Origin of the sequence: Nitratireductor sp. B36, from assembly GCF_020833685.1 — a bacterium.
Lineage (GTDB): Bacteria > Pseudomonadota > Alphaproteobacteria > Rhizobiales > Rhizobiaceae > Nitratireductor.
Genome location: NZ_JACKZY010000005.1, coordinates 92,369 through 111,293, shown reverse-complemented (window position 1 = coordinate 111,293; position 18,925 = coordinate 92,369). Strand labels below are relative to the sequence as shown.

General features: G+C 61.6%; 20 protein-coding genes and 1 riboswitch. Of the genes, 12 read left to right on the top strand and 8 right to left on the bottom strand.

Features of this window, described 5'->3' with window-relative positions; translation table 11 throughout:
• Window positions 1–241: 241 nt before the first annotated feature.
• From repA to H7H48_RS19085, 5 genes are all read left to right on the top strand, one after another.
• Window positions 242–1,492 (top strand): plasmid partitioning protein RepA, encoded by a 1,251-nt coding sequence (repA, locus tag H7H48_RS19105; protein ID WP_229450897.1) that lies wholly within the window; start codon window positions 242–244, stop codon window positions 1,490–1,492.
• The gene (gene repB / locus H7H48_RS19100) at window positions 1,489–2,565 is read left to right on the top strand and encodes a plasmid partitioning protein RepB (RefSeq protein WP_229450737.1); all 1,077 of its coding nucleotides are present in this window, start codon (window positions 1,489–1,491) and stop codon (window positions 2,563–2,565) included. The genes repA and repB overlap by 4 nt, the downstream gene beginning before the upstream one ends.
• Window positions 2,566–2,797: 232 nt before the next feature.
• A complete protein-coding gene (repC, locus tag H7H48_RS19095; RefSeq protein WP_229450736.1) occupies window positions 2,798–4,159 on the top strand; it encodes a plasmid replication protein RepC in 1,362 nt (453 codons plus the stop codon).
• 99 nt (window positions 4,160–4,258) lie between these two features.
• The gene (locus H7H48_RS19090) at window positions 4,259–4,630 is read left to right on the top strand and encodes an antitoxin Xre/MbcA/ParS toxin-binding domain-containing protein (RefSeq protein ID WP_223006480.1); all 372 of its coding nucleotides are present in this window, start codon (window positions 4,259–4,261) and stop codon (window positions 4,628–4,630) included.
• Window positions 4,623–5,135 carry an RES family NAD+ phosphorylase gene (locus H7H48_RS19085; RefSeq protein WP_229450735.1) on the top strand — a complete coding sequence of 171 codons (513 nt, stop codon included), beginning with the start codon at window positions 4,623–4,625 and terminating at the stop codon, window positions 5,133–5,135. The genes H7H48_RS19090 and H7H48_RS19085 overlap by 8 nt, the downstream gene beginning before the upstream one ends.
• On the opposite strand, the gene H7H48_RS19080 is transcribed toward H7H48_RS19085, so the two are convergent.
• Together H7H48_RS19080 and H7H48_RS19075 are read right to left on the bottom strand one after the other, a co-directional pair.
• The gene (locus H7H48_RS19080) at window positions 5,136–5,372 is read right to left on the bottom strand and encodes a WGR domain-containing protein (RefSeq protein ID WP_229450734.1); all 237 of its coding nucleotides are present in this window, start codon (window positions 5,370–5,372) and stop codon (window positions 5,136–5,138) included. It abuts the gene before it with no gap.
• Between the two features lie 85 nt (window positions 5,373–5,457).
• A complete protein-coding gene (locus H7H48_RS19075) occupies window positions 5,458–6,630 on the bottom strand; it encodes a tyrosine-type recombinase/integrase (protein ID WP_229450733.1) in 1,173 nt (390 codons plus the stop codon).
• Between the two features lie 178 nt (window positions 6,631–6,808).
• Between H7H48_RS19075 and H7H48_RS19070 the strand changes: the two genes are divergently transcribed.
• From H7H48_RS19070 to H7H48_RS19050, 5 genes are all read left to right on the top strand, one after another.
• Window positions 6,809–7,696 (top strand): DUF1403 family protein, encoded by an 888-nt coding sequence (locus H7H48_RS19070; RefSeq protein ID WP_229450732.1) that lies wholly within the window; start codon window positions 6,809–6,811, stop codon window positions 7,694–7,696.
• 88 nt (window positions 7,697–7,784) lie between these two features.
• Window positions 7,785–7,897: riboswitch (TPP riboswitch) on the top strand.
• Window positions 7,891–8,499: a Ykof family thiamine-binding protein gene (locus H7H48_RS19065; RefSeq protein ID WP_229450731.1), complete on the top strand. Its 609-nt coding sequence runs from the start codon at window positions 7,891–7,893 to the stop codon at window positions 8,497–8,499. Its footprint overlaps the riboswitch before it by 7 nt.
• Window positions 8,500–8,503: 4 nt before the next feature.
• Entirely contained in the window at window positions 8,504–9,292 is a 789-nt protein-coding gene (locus H7H48_RS19060) for an ABC transporter permease (RefSeq protein ID WP_229450730.1), read from the top strand.
• On the top strand, window positions 9,289–10,038 hold the full coding sequence (locus tag H7H48_RS19055) for an ABC transporter ATP-binding protein (RefSeq protein ID WP_229450729.1): 750 nt from the start codon (window positions 9,289–9,291) through the stop codon (window positions 10,036–10,038). The genes H7H48_RS19060 and H7H48_RS19055 overlap by 4 nt, the downstream gene beginning before the upstream one ends.
• Window positions 10,039–10,040: 2 nt before the next feature.
• Complete coding sequence (locus tag H7H48_RS19050; protein WP_229450728.1) at window positions 10,041–11,030, top strand: ABC transporter substrate-binding protein; 990 nt, start codon at window positions 10,041–10,043, stop codon at window positions 11,028–11,030.
• 115 nt (window positions 11,031–11,145) lie between these two features.
• On the opposite strand, the gene H7H48_RS19045 is transcribed toward H7H48_RS19050, so the two are convergent.
• Window positions 11,146–12,300, bottom strand: a complete 1,155-nt coding sequence (locus H7H48_RS19045) for an ABC transporter substrate-binding protein (protein WP_229450727.1) — start codon at window positions 12,298–12,300, stop codon at window positions 11,146–11,148.
• A gap of 191 nt (window positions 12,301–12,491) precedes the next feature.
• On the opposite strand from H7H48_RS19045, the gene H7H48_RS19040 reads away from it, so the two are divergent.
• Window positions 12,492–13,379, top strand: coding sequence for a MurR/RpiR family transcriptional regulator (locus tag H7H48_RS19040; protein ID WP_229450726.1), 888 nt, complete (start codon window positions 12,492–12,494; stop codon window positions 13,377–13,379).
• Between the two features lie 8 nt (window positions 13,380–13,387).
• Window positions 13,388–14,704: a glutamine synthetase family protein gene (locus H7H48_RS19035; RefSeq protein WP_229450725.1), complete on the top strand. Its 1,317-nt coding sequence runs from the start codon at window positions 13,388–13,390 to the stop codon at window positions 14,702–14,704.
• 67 nt (window positions 14,705–14,771) lie between these two features.
• On the opposite strand, the gene H7H48_RS19030 is transcribed toward H7H48_RS19035, so the two are convergent.
• From H7H48_RS19030 to H7H48_RS19010, 5 genes are read right to left on the bottom strand one after another with little or no spacing between them, the layout of a single operon-like run.
• Entirely contained in the window at window positions 14,772–15,410 is a 639-nt protein-coding gene (locus tag H7H48_RS19030) for a cysteine hydrolase family protein (RefSeq protein ID WP_229450724.1), read from the bottom strand.
• The gene (locus H7H48_RS19025) at window positions 15,407–16,462 is read right to left on the bottom strand and encodes a branched-chain amino acid ABC transporter permease (RefSeq protein ID WP_229450723.1); all 1,056 of its coding nucleotides are present in this window, start codon (window positions 16,460–16,462) and stop codon (window positions 15,407–15,409) included. Before H7H48_RS19025 ends, H7H48_RS19030 begins: the two co-directional genes overlap by 4 nt.
• A gap of 1 nt (window position 16,463) precedes the next feature.
• Window positions 16,464–17,354: a branched-chain amino acid ABC transporter permease gene (locus tag H7H48_RS19020; protein WP_229450722.1), complete on the bottom strand. Its 891-nt coding sequence runs from the start codon at window positions 17,352–17,354 to the stop codon at window positions 16,464–16,466.
• Window positions 17,351–18,073: an ABC transporter ATP-binding protein gene (locus tag H7H48_RS19015; RefSeq protein WP_229450721.1), complete on the bottom strand. Its 723-nt coding sequence runs from the start codon at window positions 18,071–18,073 to the stop codon at window positions 17,351–17,353. Before H7H48_RS19015 ends, H7H48_RS19020 begins: the two co-directional genes overlap by 4 nt.
• Entirely contained in the window at window positions 18,066–18,848 is a 783-nt protein-coding gene (locus H7H48_RS19010; RefSeq protein ID WP_229450896.1) for an ABC transporter ATP-binding protein, read from the bottom strand. Before H7H48_RS19010 ends, H7H48_RS19015 begins: the two co-directional genes overlap by 8 nt.
• Between the last annotated feature and the right edge of the window lie 77 nt (window positions 18,849–18,925).

Sequence of the window (18,925 nt, the reverse complement as noted above, 5' to 3'; positions counted from 1 at the left end):
AGCCGTAGGCCACTCGCCCAGCGGCTGCGAATCGGGTTACGTTGCGCGATGAGTTCCCGTGTTCGGGTTCCGGCGTCGGGGGCAGGATTGAGCATAGCGCGCTGCAGTCGCCAGTGAAATGCCTCCCGTTGACAGCTGTCAACGATGGCGGACCTGAAAGATTGACGAGGAGCAGCGCGGCATGGATATCGCCAGCGACCATGAAGGAGTGCGGGAGTTGGACAAGGTGGCGGAGGCAGCGATGGGAGGCACGGAGGGGCGCGATGCGCTCGCGGCCGATGAGGCCATCGCGGCAGATGCCGCCCGTCTTTCCGAGCAGTTGCGCGTCATGCGCGACCGGCTCTTTCCGCCGGCTGCGCAAAAGACGCTTCGCACATTTTCAAGCGGTGAGGCAGCGAAGCTCATCGGTGTGTCCGATGGCTATCTGCGTCAGCTCTCAATCGCCGGCGAAGGGCCGCAGCCCGAAACCGGCGCGGGCGGCAGGCGCTATTATTCGCTGGCCGACATCAATGCGCTGCGCCATCATCTGGCGGCTCAGGCCCGTGCCAAGGGCAATCTGGCCAAGGCGCGATCCTATGTGAAATGGCGTGATCCGGAACGCGAGCACCTTCAGGTCATTTCCGTCACCAACTTCAAGGGCGGCTCGGGCAAGACGACGACAAGCGCCCATATGGCGCAGCATCTTGCCTTGTCGGGTTATCGCGTGCTCGCGGTCGATCTCGATCCGCAGGCCTCACTCTCGGCCCTCTTCGGCTATCAGCCGGAGATCGATCTTTCGGGCAATGACACGCTCTATGGCGCGATCCGCTATGACGAGGAGCGTCGCCCGCTCTCCCAGATCATCCGCAAGACCTATTTCGACGGTCTCGATCTGGTGCCCGGCAATCTCGAGCTTCATGAATTCGAGCACACGACCCCGCGCATGCTGGCGGAGCGGCAGGCCGGTGGGGGCGCCGATGATTTCTTCTTCGCGCGCATCCAGTCTGCCCTCGCCTCGGTCGCCGATGATTACGACGTGGTGGTGATCGACTGCCCACCGCAGCTCGGCTTCCTGACCCTTTCGGCGCTTTGTGCATCCACATCGGTGATCGTCACCGTGCATCCGCAGATGCTTGACGTCGCCTCCATGAGCCAGTTTCTCTACATGACGGCGGATCTCCTGTCGGTGGTGCGCGAGGCGGGCGGATCGCTCAATTTCGATTTCCTCCGCTATCTGGTCACACGCTACGAGCCGAATGACGGCCCGCAGACACAGATCGTCGGTTTTCTGCGGTCGCAGTTTGGCGAGCGGGTGTTGACTGCGCCCATGGTCAAGTCAACGGCCATTTCCGATGCCGGTCTCACCAAGCAGACGCTCTATGAGGTCGGTCGGGACAATTTCACACGCTCCACCTATGACCGCGCCATGGAAGCGTTGACATCTGTCAACGCCGAGGTTGAGGCGCTGGTGGAAGCGGCCTGGGGCCGCAACGCGGCGGGAGAGGCCGCATGAGCAAGCGCAAGGATCATCTGAAGGCGCTGTTCGGCGGCTCGGGCGAGGGCAACGCACCCTCGCCTGCACCCGAACCGAAATCCATGCCGCGCGCACCCGAAACGAAATCAGCTCCCACGCCGGTCAAGGCGGACCCTGTGCCGCGCAGCTCGTCCGGTGCGGTGAAGGCGATGGGGCTTACGCTCTCATCCATGACCCGCGAAGTGGAGGATGCCCGCGCCATCCGCGAGAGCCTGGCGAAGGGTGAGCGCATCGTCGAGGTCGATCCGGAGCTGATCGATCCCTCGCTCGTGCGCGATCGCCTGAGCCGTGAGGATGATGGCGACGAGGATTTCAATGCTCTTGTCGAAAGCGTGCGGGAAAACGGCCAGCAGGTGCCGGTTCTCTTGCGCCCTCACCCGACCGAAAGCGGACGCTTTCAGGTGGCTTATGGCCATCGGCGCGTTCGCGCCGCCGCGCGTCTCAAGCGTCCGGTGCAGGCCATTGTGCGCACGCTCAACGATGACGAATTGGTGCTTGCGCAGGGCAAGGAAAACACGGAGCGGCGCAATCTTTCCTTCATCGAGCGGGCCTTTTTCGCCGATGCATTGATGCGTCATGGCTTCGACCGCGGTGTCGTCCAGCGCGCATTGTCATTGCACAAGGCGGAGATGACCCGTCTGCTCCAGGTGGCCGAAGCCGTCCCCCCGCAGATCGCCAACGCCATTGGCCCTGCTCCCAAAGCCGGCAGGCCACGCTGGATGGCGCTTGCGGAGTTTTTGAAGCGTGAGGCTGCCGTCGTCATCGCGCAGGATGAAATCACGTCCGTGGCGTTTCGGGCTGCCGATTCCGATGAACGCTTTCGCAGGCTCTATGAGCGACTTGCCAAGCGTGCAGCAGCGCGCGGCAAGAAGGCGGACAGGACCCGTGCCATCGAGGACGGGAAGGGGCGGACGCTTGCGCGTGTGACGCTCGGTGCCAAACCCCGTTTCGATTTCGATGAAAAGGCCCTTCCGGGCTTTGCAGACTATCTGGCCGAGCACCTGCCGGAGCTGGCCGAGCGCTTCGACAAGGAGCGAGCAAAAGAGACATAGCCGATCAGCCGCCCCCGGGCGGCGAGACCATCCCGGCCAAACAAAGCCGGATCACGAGGAGCAAAGAGGACTGAGCTAGAGGAAAAACCGCAAGAAAAAAGGCCCCCAGAACGTTGCCATTCCGGAAGCCCCTTTCGATGTAGCAATCTGAAAGAATCACTTCCGTCGTGCAAAGTCAAGCATCGGAGCGTTCCGGTGAGCGTCTTTTTCTTGCCTGAAGCAAGGTGAGACAATGACGGACAGATTTGCAATCTCGCCATTCGGCGGGAAAGGGTTGGCGCGTGCCCAATTCCTGGTTAACGAACAGGTGCGGCGGGCGCGAAAAGCCCTGAATGGGCATTCCGCAGAGGCGCAATCTCCATCGGAATACGCGGTAGACAAGTGGCAATTGCTGCGGGCCGTGACCGAGGCCCGGCTGGTGCTCGGGCTTTCGGACAGAACCATCGTTGTGCTGGAGGCGCTCGCAAGCTTCACCACGGAGCGCCAGCTCGATCCAGCTGGTGATCTGGTGGTGTTTCCCTCGAATGCCGAGCTTTCCCTCCGCGCACGCGGCATGGCGCCGGCGACGCTGCGGCGGCATCTGGCGGCGCTCGTGAAGGCCGGGCTCATCCTGCGGCGCGACAGTGCCAATGGAAAGCGCTATGCGCGGCGCAGCGAAGAGGGGCAGATCGAGGAGGCCTTCGGATTCGATCTCGCACCGCTCGTCATGCGCGCTTCCGAGATCGAGACCCATGCGGCCGAGGCACGGCGTCTGGCGCGCGCCATCCGGGCGCTCAGAAGCGAAATCACCATCCATCTGCGCGACATTGCCGCGATCGTCGAGGCGGCTGCTGAAGAGGGCAGGGGACGTTCATTCGCGCCCTATGCAGAGCGCCTGGCCGCACTCTCCGGCCGGCTTGGCCGCAACACCGACTGGGAAACGCTGAAAGCCCGCCGCGATGCCCTCCTGGCTTTGCGCAACGACGTGGAAAAAGCCTATCTGGAAGGTCTGAGTGAAGCCGATCTGGAGGCCCGTGAAGCAGGCCACACGGTTAATGAAAACATAAATATGAGCGCCAATGACACTCAAAATGAGCGCCATATTCATAATTCAAACCCAGAATCCCAATTTGAAACCTACCAGGAAAAAGTTGAAGCTGGGCCGATGCCGCCTGACCTTGAAACCAAATCGGCGGTTGAAAGCAATCACGACACCGCATCCGGCCAAAGGGGAGGGCGCCGAAAGCCGGAAGCGGAGGGAAGCGGCCAGAAACCACCTGTCGGGTTCGAAACGGTGGCGTCTGCCTGCCCGCAAATGCGCGATTATGCGCCGGACGGGCTGTCAGACTGGCGGGACCTGATGAAAGCGGCCGAAACCGTTCGCTCCATGCTCGGGGTTTCACCGGATGCCTGGGCCGAAGCGCGGGCCGAGATGGGCGACATCAATGCGGCAATCACGATTGCGGCGATGCTGGAGCGCGCGGAGGTCATTCGCTCGCCCGGCGGCTATCTCCGACGGCTGACGGAGCGGGCGAACTCGGGCGCGTTTTCGGTAAAACCGATGCTGAATGCGCTGATTTCAGCCCGGCAAAAGGCGGTTTTGGCGGAAAAATAGCGTTTTGCCGCGTTTCTTGAAAACACATTTTGCGCACATATTTCTTGCTATGAGCTCAATTTGTGTTCATTATGGTGTCAAGATATGGAGGCTGAGGCGATGACAGCGACGGATTTTGATTTCGCGGCGGGGCATTTTGCCGATGAAAAAACACCCTTTCTATCCGCCCGCCGGGTGTCGGAACTGCTCGGCGTGACCATGGTTGAGCTCTCGCGCCTGATCGGTGTGGCGCGCAACACGCTGACGGCGAAATCCGGCCAGCGCAAGGTGGATCAGGCGTTGAGCCCGGTCGTGCGCATTCTCGCCATGGCCACGGAAATGGCCGGCAATGAGCACCGCGCGGTGATCTGGTTCAAGCATCAGCCGATCCCGGGCTGGGCGGGCAAGACCGCCTATGATCTGGTTGGCGAAGGCAAGGCCGACAAGGTTCTCGCCTATCTCGAAGCGGTGCGCGCCGGCGTTTATGCCTGAGGATTTGCGGACTGAAACCCTTTGGCGCGCCTATGTTCCGCGCTGGGCCCATGCACCCCTTTCAGGCGCAGGGGCGGCGCGGTTCGGTGGGCGCTGGAACCCGGTGGGTGCACAGGCGATCTATGCCGCGCGCGAACTTTCAACGGCCTGGGCGGAGTATAATCAGGGCTTTGTGCAGCATCCCGCGCTCATTGCGCAGCTCACGCTCTCCGACGCACGGCTGGCTGATTTGACGAATGCGGCAGTCATGAAGGTGCTTGGTGTTTCGCCGGATATCCATCAATGCGAGTGGCGGGCCGAAATGGATGAGGGCCGTGTGCCTGAAACACATCGTGTGCGCGAAACCCTTATGGAAAAAGGCTTTCACGGGGTCATTTACCCCTCCTACATGTCACCCGGCGGAAGCTGTGTGGCGCTGTGGCAATGGAACGGGGAGGGGAGGCCGGTTCTTTCCGTCACCGACCCCGAGCACAGGCTTCCGAAGGACGCCGCCTCTTGGCTTTAGTTACCTGTAACCGCGGCGCTCCTTGATTGCCCTCAACCGCAGGAGCGCGGCTTCGGCCGACTTGGTGTTGTCGAACAGGTTGATCTTGAACTGCCCGCGCGTGCCGATCCGCCCCCATTGGCGGACAAGCGCGGCGTCGCCGAAAAGGGTCGGCTCGACGGAAAGCGTGTAATAACGCGCCATGTTGCGGGCGGGGTCGACGCGTCTCAGGGAACATTGATGCGGTTTGATAGACATGCCGAGACCGTTGCCCGGAACGGATGCGCAGGTCCAACGCATTTCATGAATCGATTGCCGGCAACCGATTCACGAGACTGATTGATCAGAGCCCGCTGGCTTTGGTCAGATTAACACGAAACCGGTCGCGGCGTCGCTGATAGCGGCGCGTCATTTCCGCACTCGTGTGGCCGAGTTGCTTTTGCACGAAACGCTCATCCACTTCCGCGGAGGAGGCGAGGCCGGCCCGCAGGGAATGGCCCGAAAACAACTTCTCCCGCTCCTTCTCGGGAAGGTCGGCACGCAAACCGGCATCGAATGCGGTGCGCTTGACCAAGCGGGCAATGTGCCTGTCATTAAGCCGGCTTTCTTCAACCGTGCTCTGGCCGCGAATCCTGCGGAAGAGCGGGCCGTGGGCGATGCGCCCGAGCCGCATCCACGTCTTTAGCGCCTCGACCGGACAGGAGCGGTCAGCCGAGCCGCGCCCGATTTCCACCTCGCGCCAGCCCGTCTTGCCGCGCAGGGTGATCAAGGCCCCCTTGTCGAAGATCTCCACCCAGCCACTGCCATCCTCGGTCTGGTCGGGGCCTGTATCGAGCCCGACGATCTCGGAACGGCGCAGACCGCCGGCAAAACCGACAAGCAGGATGGCCCTGTCCCGGAGACCGCGCAGATCGTTGGACAAGGTTTCGATCATGGTGAGGATGTCTTCTGCGAGGAGCGCTTCTTTCTGAACGGGCGGGCGGCCATGCCTGCGGCGGATGCCGGCAAAGACCTCGGTGATGTGCGGATCCTTGCGATCGAGCCTGTCTCCACGCTGCGAATAGTTTTGGGACAGGCCGGAAAGCCTGCGTTCCAACGTGGAAACGGATGGACGCGGATTGCTGGAGGCACAGGCGGAGAGATAAAGGCCAACCACGCGCGGATCAGCGGGAAGCGGAGAATAGCCCGAGCGGCGGCACCAGGAAGCGAAGTGACGCCAGTCGGCCGCATAGGCGCGCTGCGTCGCTTCCGATCGCGCCGCCCGCGCATAATTGCGCGCCGTCTCGACGAGGGGATCACCGGAGGTTGGCGGGGAAGGGGAGGGGCTCTCCTCATCCATCGCGAGCACCAGGTCGACAATGTCGGGCAGGTCTGAATTGTCTATGGCGGCTTTGCGGGATTTTAACGCAAAAGCCTCATCTTCTGACGCGACAGATTCTGAGTCCGCTGGTGCTTCAGACGCTGCAGGCTGGTCCAAGCCCCGCCTTCGCGGATTTTGCTCGTTGTCAGAGGTCATTTTCGGCCTGTTGTCTCTGATGTCTGATAATACAATCTTATCGGACATAAAACGGGGAAGACAAGCTGTGCGGTTTTGTGCGGAATTTCTGGCATAAACTGCTCAACCGCTTTATTCTACAAAGATGGATTCGCCTTCGCCCGCTTCTCCTTCAAGCCTGATCCTGCCCAGGTGGGCAATGCCACGCAAGGCCGCTTCAGGCTTGAGTGATGCCGGATTTGCAGCCGGCATTGCGCTCAAAACACTGGACGATCTGGTGCGCAGCGAACCGGCCTGGGCGGGCTGCTGGCGCGCGCGCCAGGCACTGAAATGCGCCGCGGCGGCGTCGAGGCTCTCGGGACGGGGTGAGGGCGAGAGTGCGCTGCGCGATGCGGTGCTTCTCACAGGGACCGGGGATGACCCGGGCCCTGCCGGCAGGATTTTCCTTGCCTACCGGCGCATGGCGACGCGTCGCTTTGCAATGTCATCGTCTACGATAGCGGAGCTTTCAGACTTGCTCGGCCTTGCGATGGGAGAGGAGGTCGAGGCTTTGTTGGACCACGCGGAAGCGGTGGTTCAGTCGGGTCGGGCCGCGCCCTTTGCTGCTGCAGAACTTGTACAAAGGATATTGACGCTACGCGCGGATGCCGAGCCGCTGGCGTGGGCGCTCGCGGATGGACTGACCGCAACGATGCTTGGCTGGTCTCGGCCCGTTCCGTTGCTCATGGCGGAACGCTATGGAGCGGCTTTCCGCGCGAGTGGCGCAACGGGGCGGATCGATCCGGGTGATCCCGGTTTCGCGACGGCCGTGTGCCTGGCGCTGGTTTCCGGCACAGAAGGTGCGCTCCGCTCGGCTGGTGAAATATCTCGTCGCGCCGGCACATTGGTTTCGGTGTTGCCGAAGCTGCGGACCAAGGGAGCGGGGATGGTCGTGCAGAAGCTGCTCGACGAAGACGCCCTTCCGGCCTCGGTGCCCGGCTGCAATCTCTCCCGCTGGGCCTCGAAACGCCTTTTCGAGCGGCTTGAGCATCTTGGAGCCGTGCGCGAACTCTCCGGCCGGTCATCATTCCGGATTTTCGGACTGTGACTGCCTGTGGATAGCCGGATAATTTTTCACGCCCGCATCTTTTCCTGAACAATCGGCTTGCTTTCCGACACGGGATTTGGTTCGTACCTCACATCCACAGGGGTGCCGCGTATGGCCGCGGCTGAGATGAAGGCGCAAGCCTTCGGGCCCTAGAAGCTGATCTGGGTAATGCCAGCGGAGCAAGGAGGACAATCATGTTCGCAGGTGCGCAGCTTTCCCTTTATCCGATGACCGACGATTTCGTCGATGTCATCATGTCGTCACTCTCGGCATTCGACCCTTGGCGCGATCGTCTGCGGATCGAAACCGACGATATCTCGACGCTGGTTGTCGGCCCGCCCGAAGTGCTCTTTCCGGCCCTGCGCGATTTCTATGTCGCCGCCGCCTCCACACGGCATCACGTCGTCATGCGCGCCACGCTCTCGCGCGGATGCCCCGGAGAGCCGGATGATCCGATCTGCGCGACTTCGGCGCTCGCCAACCCGTCCGAGCCTCTTGCCGACCGACAGAAGGCGGCACTTGCGGCGGTGGCCGATGCCAAGACCACGTCGGAGATCGCACGGGCCCAATTCTCGCTTTATGTGATGGGCGCCGGCGACCACATGGCCGAGATCATGGGCTGCATCGACTTCCTGAAGTCGAGCGGTGTCTTCGATCGCTCAAAGAATTTCTGTTCGCGCCTCATGGGGGACGCGGGGCCGGTTTTTGCGACGCTCGAACAGGCGTTTTGCCGCTTCGGACCGCCCGAGGGGCATGTCACGATCGACCTGACCGTGTCTGCCAACAGCCCTTCCACGGCCTGACCCTATGACGAAAGGTCTGCCCCGCTCAGCGGGTGGACGGTTGATACGCGGTCTGCCCGCACTCGGTAGTGTCGCTGCTGCCATCGTCCTTTGGGAAATCTATGTCCGGTTGTCAGGCATATCGCCGCTCGTTCTGCCGGCGCCCTCGCGCGTGGTGGAACAGATGGCAGCCAATCGGGCATTGCTGTGGGAAAACACGCTGCCGACATTGAGCGCGACGCTCACCGGCTTTGCCTTTTCCGTCAGCATCGCGTTTGCGCTCTCGGTTGCGCTCGATTTCCTGCCGAAATTGCGGCGTGCGCTGTTTCCGATTTTCGTCGTGAGCCAGACCCTGCCGCTGGTGGCCATCGCGCCGCTGGCGGTGCTGTGGTTCGGCTTCGGCCTCACGCCGAAAATCCTCCTCGTGGCTCTTGTCACATTCTTCCCCATGCTGGTCGCTCTGGTGGACGGCTATGAAGCGACCGATCCCGAGATCGAAACGCTGATGCGCTCGATGGGGGCTTCGCGCTGGAAGGTGTTTCGCGCTGCGCGGTTTCCCTCCGCAATGCCCTATTTCTTCGCCGGTCTTCGAATTTCGATCACCTATGCCGTCGTGGCGGCGATTTTTTCCGAGTATGTCGGCGCGCGTGCCGGGCTCGGGATTGTTATTCTCAATGCCAAGAACAGTTTTCGTCCCGATCTCATGCTGGCGGCGGTCGTGGTGAGTTCGACGCTGACGCTTGTCCTGTTCGGTGTGTCTGCCTTGTTGCAGAGGGTGTTGCTGCGCTGGCGCGAAGCGGGGCAGGGACAATGAACGCTCTGGAACTGCGCAATGTGGGTGTCTCGCTTGGCGAGACAGAGGTGCTCGACGACGTGTCGCTGCGGGTCGGGCAGGGTGAGTTTGTTTCCATTCTCGGCCCGTCGGGCGCGGGAAAATCGACGCTTTTTCGCTTGCTCACAGGTGCGCTTGAACCCGATCGCGGTGAAATTCTGCTGGATGGTTCAACGCTCAAGCGCAACGCCACGACCTTTGCCTTCATGCCACAGCGCGATGCGCTGATGCCGTGGCGGCGCATCATCGACAACGTGATTCTCGGGCTCGAGGTGCAGGGTGTGTCGCGCGCCGAGGCCCGCGCACGGGCATTGCCGCTCTTTGCCGAATTCGGACTGGCGGGTTTCGAGGAGCGGTACCCGGCGGAACTGTCGGGCGGGATGCGCCAGCGGGCTGCGTTGCTGCGAACGGTGATACAGGCGCGGCCCGTTCAGCTTCTGGACGAACCCTTCGGCGCGCTCGATGCACTGACGCGCGCGCAGATGCAACGCTGGCTGGAAGATCGATGGCGGGGTGCCCGCTGGACCACGCTGCTTGTCACGCACGATGTGCGCGAAGCGGTCGCGCTTTCGGATCGCATCTATGTGCTGTCGCGTCGTCCTGCCCGTGTGATTTCAGAAGTGGTTGTCCGCGCTCCGAGACCGCGTCTTGGCACGGCCCTGCCGGCTGAAGCGCGCGCGCAGGAGGAGGAACTATTGAACACTTTGCTCAGTCAGACAGGAGAATGACCATGAAAAGCCTGATAGCCGCTGCCCTGATGCTGGGCGCAATGGCGGTGCCGACAACGGCGCAGGAGCGCCTGAGCGTCGCGCTGGACTGGACGCCCAACACCAACCATGTGGGGCTCTACGTCGCCCAGGCGAAAGGCTGGTTCGAGGAAGCGGGCCTCGATGTCGAGATCCTGCCTTACACGGACACCTCGTCCGGCACGCTGGTGGCGACGGGTGTCGCCGAGTTCGGCATTTTGAGCTCCGTCGGGTTCTACAGCCAGCGCGCTACGGGTGCAGACCTGACGGTGGTCATGGCAGTCATGCAGCACGAGACGGGTCGCCTCGTCTTCAATGGAGATCGTGAGGACATTCAGCGTCCGTCCGACCTCGACGGCATGACCTATGCCGGTTTCGGCAGCGCATGGGAGCAGGCTCTCATCTTTACCATTATCCAGAACGATGGCGGCAAGGGCGAATTCGAGACCGTCACGCTTGGCACCTCCGCCTATGAGGCGCTTGCCAATGGCACGGTGGATTTCACGCTCGAGGTGAGCACGTGGGAGGGGGTGAACTCCGTGCTGCTCAACCGGCCACAGCGGGCGTTTCGCTATGCCGATTATGGCGTGCCCGATCAGCACACCACCTATCTGGGGGCAAACGGCACATGGCTGAAAGACAATGCCGAGACCGCGAGAGCTTTTGTGCAGGCGGCACAGCGGGGCTATGCCTTTGCCGCTGAAAATCCGGCGGAGGCCGCCGAAATGCTGATCGCGCAAACCGGTGGCATGCTTTCCAATCCCGAACTGGTGCGAGCGTCGATGAAAGCCATCGTGGATGGCGGCTATCTCCAGGACGAAGGAGAGCCGGTTGGGCTCATCGATACAGAGATGTTCGGCAACATCACAAAGTTCATGTTCGACGCTGGCGTGATGCGCGATGCAGATGGCAAGCGCCTCGAGGAAATGCCGGATGTCTCGACCTGGTTCACCAATGAGTTCTTGAAGCGCTAGCTCACCTGGGTTTTCAGGAAGAGGCAGGCAGTTCCTTGCCTGTCTGGTGTTGCTCGCACAAAGCACAACGAAAAAGCGGGGCCGAAGCCCCGCTTTCCCGCTGCCCCTAACTGGATCAGTTGGTCTCGGGTTCCCAGATTTCCTCGACCGTGTATTTGCCATTGTGAACGCTGATGAGCGACACCGGCTTCGGCGGCACCATGGTCTCGCGCGTGTAGCTGATCTCGCCTGTCACACCCTTGAAGCCGCGTGTCTCGGCAAGGGCATCGCGGATTTTCGCCGGCTCTGCCGAGTCCGCGCGGCGGATCGCGTCTGCGACCAGCATCAGTGCGTCATAGCCAAGCGGCGCAAATGCGTTTTCGGGATCAATCCCGTATTCGGCCTTGTAGTCGGCGATGAACTTCTTCACCTCCTCGCGGTCATCAGCGCGATAGGTGTGGGTGGAGAAATAGACATCGTTGGCGAGCTCAGGGCCTGGCACGGTGGAGACCAGTTCGGTGTCGAAACCATCACCGGACACGATCGGCATGGTGATGCCCTGCTCGCGGATCTGCTTGACTGAGAGGCCGGCCTCCGAGGGGATCGCCGAGACGAAAACCGCATCGGGTGCGGGATCGATGGAGGCAAGACGCGCGATCTGCGCGGAGAAATCCGTATCGCCCATCATGAAGCTGTCGGTGCCGATGATTTCACCGCCGCGCTCTTCAAAGCGCTCGACGAAGAACTTGCTGAGCGCCTTGGTGAAGTCCATGGAATTGTCGGTCCAGACCGCGACCTTGCGGGCGCCGAGCTTGTCATAGGCATAGTCAGCAATGGCGTAGGACTGATCATCGTCGCCGAACGGCGCCATGAACATGTAATCGCCAACCCACTGGGGAAGCTCGGGATGCGTTGCGCCAGACGTGACGAACGGGATGCCTGCTTCCTGGAACAGCGGCGCACCGGCCATGACGAAAGTGGTGTCGGACTCGCCGATGCCGGCCACCACGCCCTCTGAAATGAGGCGCTGGGCGGCCTTCGCCGTCTCCTGCTGATCTGTCTTTCCGTCTGGCGCGATCAGCTCGATCTGCTTCCCAAGAAGACCGCCGTCCGCGTTGATCTGCTTGACGGCGAGTTGTGCGCCCTTGAGCGAGGGGCCGTCGAGTGACGACATCCCGCCGGTTACGTTGTAAAGCGCGCCGATCTTGATGGTTTCCTGCGCGTAGGCGCTGCCCATGGCGGCGCCCGTGACGGCGGCCAGGGCCACCGATGCGGCAATCAGATGTTTCATGGCAATCTCCCTGCTTCTTGTTGAATGTCACCCTCTGACGCAAGGTGCCCCGGGAAGGCTCATGCGTTGGTCATCAGCATGACTCTGCAATTGGAGAACGTCAATCGAATGATACATTTTTTCTTCCAAATGGCAATTTTGTCTGATTTGATACATTCGAGAAATACGCGATGGGAAGCGGAGCGGCAGCTATGAACGTGTTGGAGGATCTGCGGCGGGCCCTGCCCGAACTCAGCAGCCGCGAAGCGCGCGCCGCCCGACATCTGATCGCCAACTATCCGATGGCTGGCCTCACCACCGTTGCCGAATTTGCCGAACAGAGCGGTGTCAGCACGGCAACGGTGCTGCGCCTGGTCAAGCGTCTCGGCTTCCCCGTCTATGCGGAATTTCAGGAAGCGCTGCGAAGCCATATCGAAGAGAGCCTGCAATCGCCGCTTCTGCGTTTCGGCGAACGGAAGGTGCGCGACGAGGCCACCGACAAATCCTACCTCGCACGCACCAGCGACCGTATGGCCGAGTATTTCAGCAGCCTGCCCGACCTTATTCCGGAAAAGGAATTCGATCGGGCGGCAGCGCTTCTGGCAGACCCCAAGCGCGACATTCATCTGCTTGGCGGACGTTATTCCTCCCATGTGGCGCGCTACATGGGCGATCTGCTCTCAGCGATACGCGGGCGTGTTCACCCGGTCAGCGGCCAAACGCAGACCTGGCCGCAGTTCCTGCTCGACATGGGCAGGGGCAGCGTTCTGGTGGTGCTGGATGTGCGTCGCTATCAGGACGATGTGGTGCAGTTCACCCACGCCGCTTCCAGGCGCGGAGCCACAGTCATTCTCCTGACCGATGTCTGGCAATCGCCGGCAGCCCGGTCGGCCGACCTTGTTCTGACATTTCCGGTGGAATCGCCGTCGATCTTCGATGTGCTGACTGTTGGGATGGGGGTTGCCGAAGCGCTCGTGGGCGCTGCGGCCAGCAAGGCGGACACCGCCGGACGAACACGCTTCGAGACACTTGAGGACCTGCGCACCCGGCTTGCGGACGGTACGTTCGGCCAGGAACGGGCCAAATCAAAACGAAAATGAGGGGTTCGATGAAACGCGAAGAAATCATCATGCTGTGCACCGCCGATCTTGCCGGACAGGTTCGCGGCAAGGGCTTTCCGGCCTCAGATCTGGAGACGCGGCTGCGCAAGGGGATCGGGTGGACCCCCACCAACAGCATGATCACCGCGCACGGCCCGATCGCGCCGACGCCATGGGGGCCTTATGGCGATACGGTTCTCACGCCTGACCCGGCCACGCGCGTTCGTGTTGATTTCGGTCCGGATGCGGCTGCGAGCCACTTCATGATGGGCGATATCATGAACCTCGATGGCACGGCCTGGAGTGTGTGTCCGAGGGGATTTCTCAAGCGGATGCTGCGTGAACTGGAGGCGCGACACGGGCTGCGGATCAAGGCGGCTTTTGAGCACGAGTTCATGCTGGAAGGGATGGAGGAGCGCCCGAATGCGAGCTACGCGCTCGATTCCTTCCGCCGCCAGGGGCAATTTGCCGAAACCTATCTGGGCGCGCTCAGGGAAGCGGGTCTGGAGATCGACACGTTCATGCCTGAATACGGACCCATGCAATATGAAGTCACGGTCGGGCCGTCTGATGACGAACGCTCGGCCGATCATGCCGTGGCGGTGCGCGAGATCGCGCGGGCTGTCGCCCAGCATTTTGGCCACCGGGCGAGCTTCACCCCGATCCTGCGGCCGGATGCCGTGGGCAATGGCGTTCACGTTCATTTCGGATTAATCGACGCCGAGACCGGCGCGCCAGTCAACCACGATGCTTCAGCTCCGAATGCGGTGTCTGCGAAAGCGGCCAGCTTCCTGTCGGGTATCCTCGCGCTGATGCCCGCCATCACGGCGGTCACGGCGGCATCAACGATTTCCTATCTGCGCCTGACACCGGACCGCTGGAGTGCGGCCTACAACAATCTCGGCGAACGCGACCGCGAGGCCGGCCTGCGCATCTGCCCCGTGTTTCCCGGCGCGGGTGTCGACGTCGCAAAGCAGTTCCATTTCGAATTCCGTGCAGCAGATGCGGCAGCCAGCCCTTACATGGTGCTGGGAGCGCTGGTAGCCGCCGGCCTTCACGGCCTGGACGAGGCGTTGCCCGCGCCACAGGTCTGTCGCAAGCCGCCTCAGCATATGAGTGAAAGCGAGCGTCAGGCGCTGGGTGTTGTCAGACTGCCGCAATCGCTGCAGGCGGCGCTCGATCTGTTCGAAGGCGAGGCGGCGTTGCGTCCGCTTTTCGGGGAGGAGCTGGTTTCGGCCTATCTCGCCCACAAGCGGTTCGAAGCAGAGCTGATGAAAGACCTCTCGCCAGAAGAACAATGCGCGAAATACCGTCAGGCCTACTGAGGCTCGGGTGTGCGGGGGAGGTGTAGCACACCTCCCTTTTTCGCGGGGCGTTTAATACAAGCCGAACTCAGGCGAAATCGCGTTTCATTGCGGCAATCAGGCTGTCCGTGGTTTCCATGCGGCAATAGCCCTTGAACGCGTTTAGCGCCGCGGCGTGCCGCGCCTGTGTGTCGGTCGCGCAGCCATCGGAAACGCAGATCATGTGAAACCCGCGATCGGCACCGTCGCGGACCGTGTGGTCGACGCACTGGTCGGTCAGGAAGCCGGTCACGATGATCGTGTCGAGCCCGATGTTGCGGATCAGATACTCGAAGTTTGTCGAGTTGAAGAGGCTCGATGAGGTTTTCGGTATAACCATCTCGTCGCCCTGCGGGGCGACCTCATCGATCACCTTTGCATCCAACGATCCCTTGGGGATGAAGAAGTTCGACAGCTTGTAGTCGAGACTGCGGTCGCGCCCGTCTTGGGTGAAGTTTTCCATCACGGTGTAGATCACTTCTACGCCGTGGGTGCGGGACGCATCTATGAGCCTCGCAATGTTGGGAATGACCTGACTTCGGGCAGCGTCGTAGAACTCGGGGCGCGGCTGGCGGTTTGCCTCGTCCATCACCCAGTTCTGGACATCGATGACCAGAAGTCCGACGCGCTCCAGCCGCAGCGGCTGGGCCCGCGTCTCATAGATATCCCTTTGGCGCGGTGCGCTCATTGCGTTTTCCTTCCGCTGAACAGGCGCCGCACGAAAGCGGGTTCGCCGCTGCCGAACAACCCGCCCGGTTTGAGATAGAGCACCACAATCAGGCAGAGCGCCACGATGACCTGGCTCATGCCATAAAGACCGATGCTTTCTTCCACCGGTCGCAGCGCCTCCGAAAGAACCGTGATGGCCGTTGCGGCGACGATCGCCCCGGTGATGCTGCCCGATCCGCCGATCACGACCATCACCACGATGTTGAAGGCCAGCAGGACGGAATAGGTTTTCGGCGTCACGACGCTGATGAGATGGGCGAGCAAAGCACCCGCCATGGCGGCCATGACGGCACCAATTACAAAGGCCAGGATCTTCAATCGAGCGGCATTGATGCCGCTGCAGGAGGCAGCGAGCTCATTCTCGCGCACCGCCATCATGGCACGCCCGAGCGAGGAATATTTGATCCGCCAGGTGATTGCCACAACGATGACAAGAAAGCCCAGAGCCCACCAGATGTTCACGTGACGTGGAAGGCCGCTGAGGCCCGCGCCTCCGCGCGTGATACCATCCCAGTTGGTGGCAAGCCCCTGCACAACGATGATGAGGCCCAGTGTCGCAACCGCGAGATAATGCCCCTTGAGACGCAACACGGCCCAGCCGATGGCCAGCGCCACCAGTCCACCGACAAGGCCCGCGATCAGCAGGGCGGGAAACATGGAAAGTTCCGTCGAAGCCAGCCAGTCTGGCAGTCCCGGCAGCATCGATCCCTTGCGCCGCGCAGAGAAGGTCAGGATCGCGGCCACATAGGCTCCAATCGTCATGAACGCGGGATGCCCGAGCGAGAACAAGCCGGTGAGACCATTGGTCAGTGTCAGGGAGACGGCGAGTGCTGCATTGATGAACAGAAGCGCAAGCAGCGTGACGAGATAGCTGTTCAGCCCCTGCTGTGCGGCCCACACGGCTGCCGCCGCTACAACGATTGTGAGAATGGCGGCCACAAAGCCCCTGCGCGGTGTTGTCGGAGCTGATGCGGTTTCCGCCATGGACGTGGTTTGCGAAGGCGTCTGCATGTCAGGCGCGCTCCTCGGTCTGGCGAACGAACAGGCCGGAGGGTCGAATTAACAGAATCACGATCAACAGCAGGAAGACGAATGTATCCCGATAGCCGGAGAATTCCTGCGGCAGAAGGCCGACGAACAACACTTCGGCAAGGCCGAGAATATACCCGCCCAGCATTGCTCCCCCGATTGAACCTACACCGCCGATCACGCAGGCGACAAAAGCTTTGAGGCCAGGCACGAAGCCCAGCAGCGGATCGATCTGCCCGAATTTGCCGCCCCAGAAGAGGCCCGAAACAGCGGCAAGGGCGCTGCCAATGGCGAAGGCTGCAAGGATGGTTCGGTTCACCGCGACGCCCATCAGACGGGCTGCAGTCAGGTTCTCCGCCGTTGCGCGCATGGCGGTCCCGAGCCGCGTTCGGTAGACCACGAGGAAAAGCCCGCCGATCAGGAGGAGCGTCAGAACGATGATGGCGATGTCCGTCAGGGAAGCGTTCACGCCGCCGAATCCCACGCGCTGGCGCATGAAGGCGGGAAAGAGAAAATTCCGCGGCTGCCCGGAGAGGATCATCAGCGCGCTGTTCTGGATGGCGATTGAAACCGCCAGCGTCGCGATAAACCCTGTCACCTGACTGGCCCCGCGTATCGGGCGGAAGACGATGGTTTCAATGGTCATGCCGGCGATGGCGCCGATGGCCAGAACAAAAACCAGGATCAGCGGCCAGGGCACGCCGGCGGTCACGAGAGCAAGAGTGGAGAACGCACCGATCATAACGAGATCGCCATGCGCGAAATTGATCAGCCGGACGATGCCGTAGATCATCGAAAAGCCGATGGCGACGAGAGCATAGAGACTGCCAAGCGCCAGCCCGTTGATCAATTGCTGAAACAGATACTGGTTCATGCCGTCACCCCCAGATAGGACTGGCGCACCCGATCATTGCTGGCGAGTTCTTTACCGGTTCCCGACAAGACGATGTTTCCGTTTTCCATCACATAGGCGCTGTCGGCAATCTCCAGCGCCATGGCTGCATTCTGTTCGATCAGGAGGATGGTGACGCCGGTCGATTTCAACCGTTGGATCACGTCGAAAATCGTCTCGACAACCAGTGGCGCAAGGCCGAGGGAGGGCTCGTCGAGCAACAGCATTTTCGGCTTGGCAAGGAGCGCCCTGCCGATGGCCACCATCATCTGCTCCCCGCCCGAAAGTGAACCGGCGGCGACATTGGCCCGCTCCGCCAGAATCGGAAACAGCGTGTGCACTTCCTCCATCGTTCGGCGCACCTCTGCGCGGTCACGCTGCGTGTAGGCACCCATATCGAGGTTTTCGGCGACGCTGAGCGACTGAAAAATCTGCCGTCCTTCCGGACAGTGGATCAGACCCGCGCGCACGATCTTCTCCGATGACATCCGGGTGAGATCCAGCGTCTCATTTTCGATGTGGAGCAGAGCGCTGCCCGAACGCGGACGTAAAAGACCCGACAGTGTGAGGAGCGTGGTCGATTTGCCGGCGCCATTGGCGCCGATCAGGGCCGCAAGCTGCCCCTGCCGCACATCGAAGGACACACCTTTCAGCACATGAGTTGCGCCGCGATAGACATTGAGATCGCGCACCTCAAGCATGGGCCTTCTCCTGGCGTCTGGTGCCGAGATAGGCCTCGATGACCGCTGGATCCTTCTGCACCTCCTGCGGCGAGCCCTCTGCAATGAGCTTGCCGCGGTTCAGGACCTGAATGCGGTCGCACAGCCCCATCACCAGATGCATGTCGTGCTCGACGACCAGAACGGCGATGCCGAACTCCTCATTGACCTGGCGAATAAAGGAAACGAGTTCACCCGTTTCGGAAGGGTTCAGGCCCGCAGCGGGCTCATCGAGGAGCAAAGCTGCAGGCTCGCCGGCCAGGGCGCGACCGATCTCCACCCGTCGCTGATCGCCGTAGGAAAGATCGCCGGCACGCTGCTGCGCGAATGCGCTCAGGCCGATCCTGTCGACGATGTCGCGGCTCCGCTGACGCAGCGTCTCTTCCGAACGCCAGAAAGACGGCAGCTGAAACATCGTCGCAAGCGTGCTTGCAGAATGCCGCATGTGGCCACCACACATCACGTTCTCGAGCACGCTCAGATCGTCGAAAAGGCGAATGTTCTGAAACGTTCGCGCGAGTCCGGCACGGGCCATCAGGTGAGGCGGTTGGGCAGTCATGTCCTTTCCAGATACGGAAATGCTGCCGGCTGACGGTTTGAGCACACCGGTCAGAAGATTGAAGGCTGTCGTCTTGCCCGCACCGTTGGGCCCGATCAACCCGACAAGATCGCCCCTGTCGAGACGCAAATCATATCCATCGACGGCCAAGAGCCCGCCAAACCGTTTCGCAAGGCCCAAGGCCTCGATAACCGGCATGTCACTCACGGCAAATTTGCTCCCCTTGTTGTTGGCTCAACGATATGGCGGCCGCGGGACCAGCGTCAACAAAAAGA

Excerpts from the sequence above, each read along its gene's own strand:
- repA (WP_229450897.1), top strand. The coding sequence starts at position 242 with ATGGGAGGCACGGAGGGGCGCGATGCGCTCGCGGCCGATGAGGCCATC.
- repB (WP_229450737.1), top strand. The coding sequence starts at position 1,489 with ATGAGCAAGCGCAAGGATCATCTGAAGGCGCTGTTCGGCGGCTCGGGC.
- repC (WP_229450736.1), top strand. The coding sequence starts at position 2,798 with ATGACGGACAGATTTGCAATCTCGCCATTCGGCGGGAAAGGGTTGGCG.
- H7H48_RS19090 (WP_223006480.1), top strand. The coding sequence starts at position 4,259 with ATGACAGCGACGGATTTTGATTTCGCGGCGGGGCATTTTGCCGATGAA.
- H7H48_RS19085 (WP_229450735.1), top strand. The coding sequence starts at position 4,623 with ATGCCTGAGGATTTGCGGACTGAAACCCTTTGGCGCGCCTATGTTCCG.
- H7H48_RS19080 (WP_229450734.1), bottom strand. The coding sequence starts at position 5,372 with ATGTCTATCAAACCGCATCAATGTTCCCTGAGACGCGTCGACCCCGCC.
- H7H48_RS19075 (WP_229450733.1), bottom strand. The coding sequence starts at position 6,630 with ATGACCTCTGACAACGAGCAAAATCCGCGAAGGCGGGGCTTGGACCAG.
- H7H48_RS19070 (WP_229450732.1), top strand. The coding sequence starts at position 6,809 with ATGCCACGCAAGGCCGCTTCAGGCTTGAGTGATGCCGGATTTGCAGCC.
- H7H48_RS19065 (WP_229450731.1), top strand. The coding sequence starts at position 7,891 with ATGTTCGCAGGTGCGCAGCTTTCCCTTTATCCGATGACCGACGATTTC.
- H7H48_RS19060 (WP_229450730.1), top strand. The coding sequence starts at position 8,504 with ATGACGAAAGGTCTGCCCCGCTCAGCGGGTGGACGGTTGATACGCGGT.
- H7H48_RS19055 (WP_229450729.1), top strand. The coding sequence starts at position 9,289 with ATGAACGCTCTGGAACTGCGCAATGTGGGTGTCTCGCTTGGCGAGACA.
- H7H48_RS19050 (WP_229450728.1), top strand. The coding sequence starts at position 10,041 with ATGAAAAGCCTGATAGCCGCTGCCCTGATGCTGGGCGCAATGGCGGTG.
- H7H48_RS19045 (WP_229450727.1), bottom strand. The coding sequence starts at position 12,300 with ATGAAACATCTGATTGCCGCATCGGTGGCCCTGGCCGCCGTCACGGGC.
- H7H48_RS19040 (WP_229450726.1), top strand. The coding sequence starts at position 12,492 with ATGAACGTGTTGGAGGATCTGCGGCGGGCCCTGCCCGAACTCAGCAGC.
- H7H48_RS19035 (WP_229450725.1), top strand. The coding sequence starts at position 13,388 with ATGAAACGCGAAGAAATCATCATGCTGTGCACCGCCGATCTTGCCGGA.
- H7H48_RS19030 (WP_229450724.1), bottom strand. The coding sequence starts at position 15,410 with ATGAGCGCACCGCGCCAAAGGGATATCTATGAGACGCGGGCCCAGCCG.
- H7H48_RS19025 (WP_229450723.1), bottom strand. The coding sequence starts at position 16,462 with ATGCAGACGCCTTCGCAAACCACGTCCATGGCGGAAACCGCATCAGCT.
- H7H48_RS19020 (WP_229450722.1), bottom strand. The coding sequence starts at position 17,354 with ATGAACCAGTATCTGTTTCAGCAATTGATCAACGGGCTGGCGCTTGGC.
- H7H48_RS19015 (WP_229450721.1), bottom strand. The coding sequence starts at position 18,073 with ATGCTTGAGGTGCGCGATCTCAATGTCTATCGCGGCGCAACTCATGTG.
- H7H48_RS19010 (WP_229450896.1), bottom strand. The coding sequence starts at position 18,848 with ATGCCGGTTATCGAGGCCTTGGGCCTTGCGAAACGGTTTGGCGGGCTC.